Consider the following 12,021-nt stretch of genomic DNA (forward strand, 5'->3'; position numbering starts at 1 on the left):
ATCCATACCTTACGCCTCCCCTTCAACGGTCGCGACGGCGTCTGCTGCGGCGGGCGCACCGGTACCTTTGACATCCTCATTCGCCACCACGAGGTGGCACGCCACGCAGTGTCCGCCGCCGACATCTTTGAGCTCAGGCTCTTCGGTGCTGCAGCGATCGGTTGCGAACGGGCAGCGCGTGTGGAAGCGGCAGCCGCTCGGCGGGTCGATCGGGCTGGGCACGTCGCCCGTGAGGAGCTTCGTACCCTGCTTCACATCGGGGTCGGGAACGGGAATCGCGTCGATGAGCGCCTGCGTATAGGGGTGCAGGGGTCGATCGTAGATGTCGTCGCTCGGCGCCACCTCGACGAGCTTGCCGAGGTACATCACGCCCACGCGGTCGCTCATATGCTTCACCACGGCAAGGCCGTGGGCGATGAACAGGTACGTGAGGCCAAGCTCGTCCTGCAGGCGCTCGAGCAGGTTGAGCACCTGCGCCTGAATGGACACGTCGAGGGCGGAAACCGCCTCGTCGCACACGATGAACTTCGGATTCGTCGCGAGGGCGCGCGCGATGCCGATGCGCTGGCGCTGGCCGCCGGAGAACTCATGCGGGTAGCGCTTGGCATGCTCGGGGCGCAGACCCACGAGTTTGAGCAGCTCCGCCACGCGCTCCTTGCGCTCCGCGCTCGTCCCCCACTTATGCACCACGAGCGGCTCGCCCACGATGCTGCCGACCGTCATACGCGGGTCGAGCGAGGAATACGGATCTTGGAAGATGATCTGCATCTCTTGGCGCAGCTCGCGCAGCGATCTCGAGTCGGCATTCGTGATATCGCGGCCGCGGTAGTAGATCTTGCCGTCTGTGGGGTTCTCGAGACGCAGGATGGTCTGACCGAGCGTCGACTTGCCGCAGCCGGACTCGCCCACCAGGCCAAACGTCTCGCCGTAGTTCAGCGTGAGGCTCACGCCGTCGACGGCCTTCACGTAGATGCGCTTATTCTTGTTCCAGGTCTTGTTCGCGGGGAAGTAGGTCTTCACGTTCTCGAGGCGCACCAGCTCGTCGCCGCGCTTCAGATCCTCACTCATCGCCGCCTCCCCTCTCATCAGTCACCTGAACATCTGCCGCCGCGTCGGAGGCGTCGGCGATGCCTGCCGACTTCGTCTCACTCGACACGCCCGCGCCGAGCGCCGTCTTCACGGCGTCGATGTTGAAGCACCGCACCATGTGCCCGCCGCCGACATCGACGAAGTCGGGTACCTCGTTCATGCAGCGCTCCGTGCAGAACTTGCAGCGCGGCGCGAAATGGCAACCCTTCGGCATATCGAACATGCCGGGGACAGTGCCCTCGATGGTCTTGAGCGGCTCGCCCGCGGTACCCGTGAGCTTCGGCACGGAGTCGAGCAGGCCGACCGTATACGGATGGAGCGGGTTCTTGAAGATCGTGCGCACGTCCGCGCGCTCGACCTCCTGACCTGCGTACATCACGATGACCCACTCGGCCATCTGCGCCACAACGCCCATGTCGTGCGTGATGAGGATGAGCGCCATGTCGAGCTTCTCCTTGAGTTCGCGGAGAAGCTGCATGATCTGCGCCTGGATGGTCACGTCCAGCGCCGTAGTGGGCTCGTCGGCGATGAGAAGCTTCGGAGAACACGCGAGCGCCATGGCGATCATGACGCGCTGGCGCATACCGCCCGAGAGCTGGTGCGGGTAGTTATCCACGCGCTTTTCGGGCGAGGGGATGCCCACCAGACGCATGAGTTCGATCGCGCGGTCGCGCGCCTCCTTCTTGTTCATGCCCTCGTGCTGGATGAGCGCCTCGGCAATCTGATAGCCGCAGGTGAACACCGGGTTGAGCGACGTCATGGGCTCCTGGAAAATCATGGCGATCTGGTTGCCGCGGATCTGGCGCATCTCCTCGCGCGAGAGCTCGAGGAGGTTTTTCCCCTCGAACAGCACCTCTCCCGCGACCTCCGCCGGCGGGATGTTCAAAAGCCCCATAATGGCGAGCGAGGTCACGCTCTTGCCGCAGCCGGATTCTCCCACGATGCACACACTTTCGCCCTTACGCACCGCGAAGCTCATGTGGTCGACCGCACGGAACACGCCGTCATCGGAATGGAATCCGACGGACAGGCCGTTGACGTCGAGCAATTTGTCTTTCATACAGCCTCCTGTCGAATTATCCCTGGCGATCGCGCTTGGGGTCGATCGCGTCATCCAAACCGTCGCCCACGAAGTTGAAGGCCAGCACGGTGAGCAGAATCATGAGACCGGGCGCGATGGCCGTGAACGGCTGGATCGTCATGGTGTTCTGCGCGTTCTGCAGCATGTTGCCCCAGCTCGCCGTGGGCGGGTTGATGCCGCAGCCCAAGAAGGAAAGGGTGGATTCCATGATGATGGCGTTGCCCACCGCGAGCGTCGCCGTCACGATGATGACGTCGAGCGTGTTGGGCAGCAGATGCGTGAGGATCATGCGCAGGTCGCCTTCACCCGTCGCCCGGGCGGCGCGCACGTAATCGAGCGAGCGCAGCGTGAGGAAGCGACTGCGCACCAAACGCGCGGACGCCGTCCAGTTCAAGCACGCGATCATCACGACCAAAAACGCCGGGCTCGGCTTGAAGATCACGGAGAGCACCATGAGCAGCGGCAGCGAGGGAATCGTGAGTACGAGGTCCGTGAAGCGCATGAGCAGGTTGTCGACAATGCCGCCGTAGAACCCGGCGAGCGCCCCGACGAGCGACCCCACCACGATGGAGAGGAGCGCCGCCGTGAGACCGACTGCGATAGAAATGCGGCCGCCATAGAGCAGGCGCGTGAGCAGGTCGCGGCCGAGTTCGTCGCAACCGAGCAGATGCTCGGCCGTGGGACCTTCGTTGATGGAGTAGAGATCGACCGTGTCGGGGTTGTACTGCATGAAGAGAGGCCCGACGATCACGATGAGCACCAGGAGCGTGAGCATGACGACACCGGTGATGGCGATGCGGTTCTTGCGGAAGCGACGCAGCGCCTGCTTGAGCGGAGACTGCACGACCTCGACGTTCGCGGCCTGCTCCTCACGCTTTGCAATATCTGCCTTTCGGCTATTGAACAGAAACATCGACGCTCCCCCTTACTCGTACTTGATGCGCGGGTCGAGCGCCGCATAGATGATATCGGCAAGCAGGTTGCTCAAGATCACGAGCACCGCGTTGATCATGAGGACGCCCATGAGGATGGGATAGTCCTGCTTGTTGAGCGAGTCGTAGAAGAGCGTGCCCATGCCCGGCCATGCGAAGACGGTCTCGGTGATGACGGCACCGGAGAACAGCACCGGAATGTCGATCATGATGACCGTCACCATGGGGATGAGGGCGTTACGCAGAGCGTGGATGAACAGAACCTTCTTCTCCTTCAAACCCTTGGCGCGTGCGGTGCGGATGAAGTCCTGCCCCAGCACCTCGAGGTAGTTGGAGCGGGCATAGCGCGTCCAGCTGGCGATGTAGATGAGCGAGAGCACCGTCGCGGGCATGATGATATGCCGCGCGATGTCGATGAAGGTGCCGCCGCCGACGCCCACCGACGTGCGGCCGGCCGAGGGCAGCCAGTGCAGCGTCACCGCGAAGGTCAGCTGAAGGATGAGCGCGAACCAGAACGAAGGCATTGAGATGCCCAGGAACGTGAGAGGGGTCGCGACGTTGTCGAAGACCTTGCCCTTGCGGATGGCGCAGAAGATACCCACCGGTATGGAGATGCAGAGCGCAATGAGGAAGGATACGCCGCAGAGCTGCAGGGTCGGAACCACACGCTCGCCAATGAGCTCGAGCACCGGACGCGAGCTGTTGATCGACACGCCCCAGTCGCCCGTGAGAATGCCGGCGAGCCAATGCAGGTACTGGATGGGCACCGGGTCGTTCAGACCGTGTGCCTCCTTGATCGCCTCAATGGCCTCCAGCGAAGCGTTCGGATTCTCGAGATACATGTCGAGCGGATCTCCCGGCATCGCCTGTAGCAAGGCGTAGATGATGATGGATGTCGCCAGGAGCATGGGAATCGCCTGGAGAATGCGCTTGCCAATGAACTTGAGCACGCGTTCCTCCCTCCTAACGCGCCCGAACCCCCAGCCCGGGTGCGTATCTACTCAATACCGGGAGGCAGATGCCAAAAGCATCTGCCTCCCGAACCATTCGGCTAAAACCTGTAAACCCCGTTTACTGCTGCAACCACATACTAGCGGACTGGCAGAAGTTCGTCATGTTCGTGGGGTTGAGCTTCAGACCCTGCAGCGCGTTGGTATACACGTCGACCTCAGCGTTGGAGTAGATGATGACCTGCGGCATACCCTCGTCGAAAGCCTCGAGGCACTTCTTCACGAGCTCCTTGCGGGTTTCCTCGTCCATCTCACGGTCGAGCTGGTGCGAGGCCTCGTCGAACTCGGGGCTCGACCAACGGCCGCGGTTGAGCGCGCCGTCGGACGCGTACATCTTCGTGCGGGTGGCACCGGGGCTCGTGATGAAGCGGCCGAGACCGATCTGGTAGTCGCCGTCGTACATCATCGCGGTCCAGGTGGACGCGGCGTAGTTCTCGGCGGTGAGGTTGATGCCGACCTCCTTCAGGGAGTCCATGAGCACCTGCTGAATGGCCTCATCGGTCACGCTCGAAGAGCTGCAGCCCACGACGAAGTCGAGGCGCACGCCGTCCTTCTCGCGGACGCCGTCGGAGCCCTCGACCCAACCGGCGTCGTCGAGGATCTGCTTGGCGCGGTCGACGTCGTAATCCCACTCGGTGACGAAGTCCTCGACGTGATAGGGGTCGCTGACGGTCCAGGGCTGGTGCCACGCGGTGGGGATGCCATGGAAGAGCTCGTCGACGAGCGTCTGCTTATCGATGGCACAGGAGATGGCGTGACGCACGTTCACGTCGTCAAGGCCGGGCACCGAGCAGTTCATGTCGACGTACTGCCAGGAGTTGAGCGGGTTCGCGACCGTGACCATACCTTCGATGTTCTCGACCTGCGGGTAGTTGGCGAAGCCGATGCCGTAGGTGAAGTCGATCTCGCCAGACTTGAGCATGTTGATGCGGGTGTTCTCGTCGGTCACGAAGCGAATGGTGATCGTATCGAGGTACGGACCCTCCTCGCCCCAGTAATCCTCGTTGCGCTCGAGGGTGATGTGGTCGCCGCGGACCCACTCGACGAACTTGTAGGGGCCGGTACCCACCATGGTAGAGTTGTACTCGCCGTTCGGGTCGTTCATGTCGACGCCCTCGATGAGGTGGGCGGGCATGATACCGAAGGTGAAGAGGCACTGGGCGAAGTCCGGGGTCTGACGGTTGTAGTGGCAGACGACCGTGTAATCGTCCGGCGTGTCGATGGAGTCGATCTCGTCGACGCCCTGCTTGGACTCAGCGGTCCAGTCGGGATTGGCAAGCGCGACCCACGTGGCCTTGACGTCGGCAGAGGTGAGTTCACCGGAACCGTCGTGCCACTGGACGCCCTCCCTCAGGTTGTACGTGATGTCCATCGTGTCGTCATCATGAAGCACAATGAGGCCGTTTTCGACCGTCGGGACCTCCTTGGCGAGCACGGGGATATACTCCATATGCTCGTTGGGGACGAGCAGGCCTTCGACCGCGAACGCCTGGACGTCGCCCATGAGGTGCGTAGCATAGACGTTGAGGGTATCGGGCTCGTAGCTCAGCGCGATGACGAGGTCGCCGCCCTGTACGGGGTCACCGGCAGCAGCCGCGCCGGAGCCGCTCTCTGCGCCCTCACCACCGCAACCGACGAGAGACGTCGTCGCAGCCGCTGCGCCACCAAGGCACAGAGCACGGAGGAGCTGCCTTCTGGTAGGTTCGATCTTCATCATGATTACCCTCCTGCCTTTCAAACTCGTGAATCGTCTTTTTTTTCATACGCGATTCTTTTGAGGGGACAACCAACGGGGGTGTGCACCTCGCGATTTCCCCTATCGTTATGTATGCGTAAGCCCCCTGTTAGGAGCAGCTAAAAACGACTATGCGGAGAATCGTGAGAAACACGCGAGTTGATTGTTATTGAGCATGGTATTGAGGGTGCTGTAAGACCGTCAAATATGAGAAAATGTGAAAACTCTTGTGTTAAATGTATATTAGCTGCAGTTTTCTGAATTGTGAACAGACGACAACGCGTGTATATCCGAGCGGCATTCTGGATATGCCCTCGTATGGCACCGAGCGCCACATTCAGTTCGCTTCATGCGAAAAACGACGTCGAACACGGTAAACCAAAGCCGCGCGCACGTCAAATGCCGCTGTGGCGATATTTTAGCGAATAGCTTAAGAACTGCAGAACGCCGCGCGCCCAATGAACCTGAATTTGACCATCTACCTGCGCAATCATAGTATGCGCAAAACAGTGTAAGAATGTCTTATGACTTTATGCGGCCGCTTGCTGGAGATAATGGTATCAGCGTATCCGAGAGCAGCACTCGCATACGCGTTTGTTCAGGTGGATGAGCGGGGAGGCTCGTGATGCATTCCTCTAGAAGCGCAGCCAGCACGGGTTTTCAGCAGCATGTTTCCTCCCGTGCGACCAGGATCTCCTTCCCCCCGACACCGAGATTCAGCCTCCCCGACTCCACCGTATCGTGCTGCAACCGCTCAAACAACCAGAAGGCAAATCTCATGCACGCCTGGGACGAGGCACGCGACGCGCTGAACATCCTCCCCTTCACGCAGGCTTCAGACCGCTAACGAACCGTGACAGTTTCCCCTGGCACCGCTGTCACGGTGGCGTAGCTGCTGTCCGCACCGAACAAAACGCACGGTCTTTCATCCGGCGCGACTCCGAAAGAAAAAGCCCCTCTCGGGGCTTTTTCTGAGGACTGTTTACGTGCGAATGAGCGAGGCCGTTTTGCTCGGCGCGGCCAAGCACTCTACATCAGCGCGCAGACGCTTGTCGCGAAGGCCACCGGATCCTCGGGCAAAATACCCTCGACCAACAGCGCCTGGTCATACAGCAAGCCGGCGTAGAGCCCGAGCTTATCGGTCTCGCCCGCCTCCTGCGCGGCAACGAGCTTCTGGAACACCGGATGCTGAGCATTGAGCTCGAGCACGCGCTGCGTCTTGGGCAGACCCTCGATATCACCTTCGGGCCCGCGCTTCAGCACTTTCTCCATCTCGAGCGAAAGCGGCCCCTCCGTCGTGATGCACGCGGGCGACGCATCCTCGCCCACCAGGCGCGAGGAGACTGCGACCTTCTCCACCTTGTCGCCAAGCGCTTCCTTCATGGCGTCGAACAGCGCCTCATGCTCCTTGGTGGCCTCTTCTGCCTGCTTCTTCTCGTCCTCGCTCGCAAGGTCGAGGTCGCCGGTCGCAACGTTCTTGAGCTCCAGATGACGGTCTTCGAGCTCGGGCTCGGCGCCGTCGGCCACGGCCTTCGCCGCCGCCTCGCGCGCAGCCTCGTCGTCGTAAACCTTCGGCATGTCCTTCGCCACGTACTCACGCATGGCCTGGAACGTGAACTCGTCCACGTCCTGCGTGCAGAGCAGCACGTCGTAGCCGCGCGCAAGCACGCCCGTCACCACCGGCATCTTGGAGAGGCGGTCACGGTCATCGCCGGCAGCATAGTAAATCGTCTTCTGACCCTCGGGCATCGCCTTCGCGTACTCCGCGAGCGTGACCATCTTCTGCTCCTTGGCGCTCCAGAAGAGGAGCAAGTCGGCGAGCTCAGACGCCTTCGCACCGTAGCTGTTATAGATGCCGAACTTCAAGCCCCTGCCAAAGTTCTCGAAGAACGTCTCGTATGCTTCGCGATCCTCGTCGCGCATGGCCTCGAGCTCGGAGGTAATCTTCTTCTCGATGCGCTTCGCGATGGCATGGAGCTGGCGGTCGTGCTGCAGGGTCTCGCGCGAGATGTTGAGCGACACGTCCTCGGAATCCACGACACCGCGCACGAAGTTGTAGTAATCGGGCAGCAGGTCGGCGCACTTCTCCATAATCATGACGTTCGAGCTGTAGAGCGCGAGCCCCTTCTCGTAGTCCTTGCTGTAGAGGTCGAAGGGCGCGCGTCCGGGCACGAAAAGCAGGGCATCGTACTCGAGCGTACCCTCGGCATGGAAGGAAATGGTGCGCGCGGGATCCTCGAAATCGTGGAACGTGCTCTTGTAGAACTCGTTGTAGTCCTCCTGGCTCACGTCGTCTGCGCGCTTCTTCCAGATGGGCGTCATGGAGTTGATGGTCTCAAGCTCCTGGTAGTCTTCGTATTCAGGCTGATAGTCGTCGCCTGCGTCCTCGGGCTTGGGCTTCTGGCGGCTCTTCGTGACCATCATCTGAATGGGGTAGCGCACATAGTTGCTGTAGCGCGTGATGAGGTCCTTGAGCGCCCACTCAGAGAGGTAGCGATCGTAGTTCTCGCCGGGCTCGGCGGGCTCGCCGGGCTGCGTGGGCTTCGCGGGCTCGTTGTCGCGGAGCGTGAGGATCACGTCGGTGCCGTGGCCGGCGCGCTCACCAGGCTCGATGGTGTAGCCCTCGAGGCCGTCGGACTCCCACACATGCGCCTCGTCCTCGCCGTACGCGCGGCTCACCACCTGCACGCGCTTCGCGACCATGAACGCGGAGTAGAAGCCCACGCCGAACTGGCCGATGATGTCCACGGCGTCGCCCTGGTGCCCGGCGTTCTCGGTCTTGAACTCCTGGCTGCCGGAATGCGCGATGGTACCGAGGTTCTTTTCGAGCTCATCCGCCGTCATGCCGATACCGTTGTCAGAAACGGTAATCGTGCGCGCGTCGCGGTCGAAGCTCACGCGAATGGCAAGGTCGCCCTGCTCAACATGCATGTCATCGTTCGTGAGGCTCTTGAAGTTGAGTTTATCCACCGCGTCGGAGGCGTTCGAGATGAGCTCGCGCAGGAAGATCTCCTTGTTGGTGTAGATCGAGTTGATCATAAGGTCGAGGAGCTTCTTGCTTTCGGTTTTGAACTTGCGCATACGAGGGTCGTTCCTTTCAAATGGCGCCGTGTTCGCCCGCGGTCGCAACGCCGCGGGAACGAACCTGCTATATTCAGACTTAGATTTTATAACCCATTCGCGCGCAGATATGCACTGCTCGCGAGATTCACCGGATTGGCGAACGTCGCCCACAGCATTCGATGCCGGCGACGTACACGGGCGCACACCCTGGTACCTACGCGCCGCGAACAAGCATCCACCGGGATGCCGGTTGTCCCAAGCGGAGTTGTCTCGAACGGTTACAGCAGCTTCGCCATCCACACGTGCGGCTGACCCTCGTCCTCATAATCGACGTCGCGAATCGCCTCGTACCCAAGCTGCTCGTACATGCCGCGGATGTATTCTTGCGCATGGAGCTTCATGAGCTGGGCACCGGCCGTGCGCGCCGCCTCCTCTGCTGCCCGGGCGAGTGCGAGGGCGAACCCCTGCCGACGCGCCGAGGCAACCACCGCCACGCGCCCCATAAGGTAGGTCTGGCTCGCATCGACCTGCTCATCGAGCAGACACGCGGGCGACTGCGGCACCTCCGGGCTCAGCGTGCGCTCCAGGTCCTCGGGAAACACGCGAGCGCAGCCCACGAGCTCGCCCTGCGCATATTCCGTCACATGGATGCAGCGGGGATCGTCATCGATCGCCTCGAACTCGTTCTCGTAGCCCTGCTCTTCCATGAAGACGATGCGACGCACCTCGAAGGCGTCTGCTTTGCATCCCGCGAAATCGATACTCGTCTTAATCTCGAGCGCCATGACGGCTCCCCACGTACGAATCCCTGCATGATGGCGCGAGAACGGGATGGCCGTTCCCTATGGTAATTGTATCTCCTGCTTGGGAAACGTCACGGTGATGCAGGTACCTAGCCCCAGGTCGCTCGCCAAGTCGATGCTCGCGCCGTGGAACACCGCGGCGTGCTTCACGATCGCAAGCCCCAGACCCGTGCCCCCGCGCGCCTTCGAGCGGCTCTTATCCACCCGATAGAACCGTTCGAACACCTTGGGCTGCTCCTCGGGCGCGATGCCGATGCCCGTGTCTATGACCTGAAGGTAGGGTCGGTCTTCTTCGTCCGTGCCGCAGGCGAGCGTCACCGTGCCGCCCGGCTGGTTGTAACGGATTGCGTTGCTCGCCAGGTTGTAGGCGAGCTCGTCGAGCAGCCGCGGTACGCCCGTCACCACGGCGGGCTTCACATCCATCACGAAGCTCACGTCGTTTCCGCGCGCAAGCTGCTCCAGGCGCTGTCGGATGGACTCGAGCATGCGCGGGAAATCGACCGGCTCGGTCGAACCCAGCACCGCCGCAGAGGTATCGGAATCGGAGCGCTCGGCCTCATCGAGGTTGGAGAGGGTGAGAATATCGTTGACGAGCGCAGTGAGCCGTCCCGCCTCCTTATGGATGCGATGGCCGAAGTCCTGCAGGTCCTCCTCGTTGGCAACCATGCCGCTCGCGATAAGCTCGGCGTATCCGGAAATCGTGGTGAGCGGGGTCTTCAGCTCATGCGTGATGTTCGCGGTGAACTCGCGGCGCATGCGGTCATTGTCGGCGAGCACGCGCATCTGTTGCTTGAGCTCCTGGCGCTGGCTCTCAATGCGATCGAGCATCGGCGTCATCTCCGAATACATCTTCTCGGCGTTGTGCTTGGGGTGGTCGAGGTCGACCTCGAGCAGCGGCGCGATGATCCCGTGCGCGGCGCGGCGCGCGACGAAAAATGAGATCACGAGCAGAATCGCCGCGAGAACGAGCAGCGGCACGGCAAACGAGACCAAGATGGCGAGCACACCGTCCTGCTCCTGCGCGAGGCGAACCACCATACCGTTGTCGAGCAGCACTGCCTGGTAGAGCAGAATCTCGCCGAGCGTTGAGCTCGAACGCTCGGAATAGCCGGTTCCCTCCTCGCGCGCCTCGACGACCTCCGGACGGCCGTTGTGGTTCTCCATCTGTGCGGCCGGTTCCTCGTTGTCGAACATGACCGAGCCATCCGCGTCGACGAGCGTCACGCGGACCTCATCGAGCACGAGGCGGTCGAGCAGGCTCACATCATCGTCGGTCTCGTTGAGCATCGAGGCGATGATCTGCGCCTCGTCGTAGAGCTCGCTGCGCGAGATCTCGGCGATCTTGTTCTGTAGATACACTGCACCCACAAGCGTGAGCACCACCACGACGAGCAGCACGACGCCGAAGATCGTGCCGAACACGCGGCGAAACAGCGATCTCTTGTTCCCCAGTGGGCTCATGACGCACGCCTTTGTGCGCTACGAGATGCGGTCGGCGAAGCGGTACCCTACGCCGCGCACCGTCTCGATGCAGTTGGCGCGCTTGCCGAGCTTCTGGCGAAGCGTCTGCACATGCACATCGACCGTGCGCGATCCGCCATCGAAGTCCCAACCCCACACGCTTTGCAGGAGCGCCTCACGGCTGAACACGACTCCAGGCTTGCGCATGAGGTATTCCAGCAGGTCGAACTCGCGCAGCGTAAGCTTCACGGGCTCACCGTCGACCGTGACCTCGCGGTGGCTCGGCGAGAGCACGATGCCGGAGCTGGAGAGAACGTCACTTGTCTTTTTCGTCATGCCACCGCGACGCAATAAGGCGCGGCAACGACTCGTGAGCTCCATCACGCTGAAGGGCTTCGTGAGGTAGTCGTCAGCACCGCCGTCGAGCGCGATCACCTTGTCGAGCTCGGTGTCCTTCGCGGTGAGCATCATGATCGGCACCGTCGCGGTCTCCTTGTCCGCGCGGAGGCGGCGGAGAATCTCGAGGCCGTCGGTATCGGGGAGCATGATGTCAAGCAAGACGGCGTCGGGCACGCGGCGGGCGACAGCTGCCTTGAACTCGCTATCGCTTGCAAAGCCCTCTGCTTCGATACCCTGCTGATGCAGCGCGTAGAGCGTGAGGCCGCGAATGTCTTCCTCGTCCTCAACGTAATAGATCATCGATACCGTCACTCCTCGAGTGCAAATGTGTAGCTTGCTTCATAGTACACGTTATGCGCCGCGCTTCATGATGCAGAAAGGACATTGTAAAGATAGCGTAATCCGTCAGCTAGCAAGGACTGTAGACCCCGCCATTGGGGACGGGGGG

9 protein-coding genes are annotated in these 12,021 nt (G+C 61.6%); all 9 read right to left on the reverse strand.

All coding sequences use genetic code 11. The features are described from left to right. Positions 1–9: 9 nt before the first annotated feature. The 9 genes from QZ079_RS04530 to QZ079_RS04570 all read right to left on the reverse strand — a co-directional run bounded on the left by QZ079_RS04530 (position 10) and on the right by QZ079_RS04570 (position 11,873). Positions 10–1,068 (reverse strand): ABC transporter ATP-binding protein, encoded by a 1,059-nt coding sequence (locus QZ079_RS04530; RefSeq protein WP_291288504.1) that lies wholly within the window; start codon positions 1,066–1,068, stop codon positions 10–12. Next, positions 1,061–2,149, reverse strand: a complete 1,089-nt coding sequence (locus tag QZ079_RS04535) for an ABC transporter ATP-binding protein (protein ID WP_297035631.1) — start codon at positions 2,147–2,149, stop codon at positions 1,061–1,063. The genes QZ079_RS04530 and QZ079_RS04535 overlap by 8 nt, the downstream gene beginning before the upstream one ends. Before the next feature lie 16 nt (positions 2,150–2,165). Continuing rightward, positions 2,166–3,083, reverse strand: a complete 918-nt coding sequence (opp4C, locus tag QZ079_RS04540) for an oligopeptide ABC transporter permease (protein ID WP_291290000.1) — start codon at positions 3,081–3,083, stop codon at positions 2,166–2,168. A gap of 12 nt (positions 3,084–3,095) precedes the next feature. Continuing rightward, positions 3,096–4,052 (reverse strand): ABC transporter permease, encoded by a 957-nt coding sequence (locus tag QZ079_RS04545; protein ID WP_291288507.1) that lies wholly within the window; start codon positions 4,050–4,052, stop codon positions 3,096–3,098. A 121-nt stretch (positions 4,053–4,173) separates the two neighbouring features. Continuing rightward, positions 4,174–5,829, reverse strand: a complete 1,656-nt coding sequence (locus tag QZ079_RS04550) for a peptide ABC transporter substrate-binding protein (protein WP_297035636.1) — start codon at positions 5,827–5,829, stop codon at positions 4,174–4,176. A 1,047-nt stretch (positions 5,830–6,876) separates the two neighbouring features. Next, positions 6,877–8,928 (reverse strand): molecular chaperone HtpG, encoded by a 2,052-nt coding sequence (htpG, locus tag QZ079_RS04555; protein ID WP_297035639.1) that lies wholly within the window; start codon positions 8,926–8,928, stop codon positions 6,877–6,879. Between the two features lie 260 nt (positions 8,929–9,188). Beyond that, positions 9,189–9,695 (reverse strand): GNAT family N-acetyltransferase, encoded by a 507-nt coding sequence (locus QZ079_RS04560; protein ID WP_297035642.1) that lies wholly within the window; start codon positions 9,693–9,695, stop codon positions 9,189–9,191. A 57-nt stretch (positions 9,696–9,752) separates the two neighbouring features. After that, positions 9,753–11,174, reverse strand: a complete 1,422-nt coding sequence (locus QZ079_RS04565) for an ATP-binding protein (RefSeq protein ID WP_297035644.1) — start codon at positions 11,172–11,174, stop codon at positions 9,753–9,755. Between the two features lie 18 nt (positions 11,175–11,192). After that, positions 11,193–11,873, reverse strand: coding sequence for a response regulator transcription factor (locus QZ079_RS04570; RefSeq protein ID WP_291288512.1), 681 nt, complete (start codon positions 11,871–11,873; stop codon positions 11,193–11,195). Positions 11,874–12,021: the final 148 nt, after the last annotated feature.

Origin of the sequence: uncultured Enorma sp., from assembly GCA_905210055.1 — a bacterium.
Taxonomy (GTDB): domain Bacteria; phylum Actinomycetota; class Coriobacteriia; order Coriobacteriales; family Coriobacteriaceae; genus Enorma.

Excerpts from the sequence above, each read along its gene's own strand:
- QZ079_RS04535 (WP_297035631.1), bottom strand. The coding sequence starts at position 2,149 with ATGAAAGACAAATTGCTCGACGTCAACGGCCTGTCCGTCGGATTCCAT.
- htpG (WP_297035639.1), bottom strand. The coding sequence starts at position 8,928 with ATGCGCAAGTTCAAAACCGAAAGCAAGAAGCTCCTCGACCTTATGATC.
- QZ079_RS04550 (WP_297035636.1), bottom strand. The coding sequence starts at position 5,829 with ATGATGAAGATCGAACCTACCAGAAGGCAGCTCCTCCGTGCTCTGTGC.
- QZ079_RS04530 (WP_291288504.1), bottom strand. The coding sequence starts at position 1,068 with ATGAGTGAGGATCTGAAGCGCGGCGACGAGCTGGTGCGCCTCGAGAAC.
- QZ079_RS04565 (WP_297035644.1), bottom strand. The coding sequence starts at position 11,174 with ATGAGCCCACTGGGGAACAAGAGATCGCTGTTTCGCCGCGTGTTCGGC.
- QZ079_RS04570 (WP_291288512.1), bottom strand. The coding sequence starts at position 11,873 with ATGATCTATTACGTTGAGGACGAGGAAGACATTCGCGGCCTCACGCTC.
- opp4C (WP_291290000.1), bottom strand. The coding sequence starts at position 3,083 with ATGTTTCTGTTCAATAGCCGAAAGGCAGATATTGCAAAGCGTGAGGAG.
- QZ079_RS04560 (WP_297035642.1), bottom strand. The coding sequence starts at position 9,695 with ATGGCGCTCGAGATTAAGACGAGTATCGATTTCGCGGGATGCAAAGCA.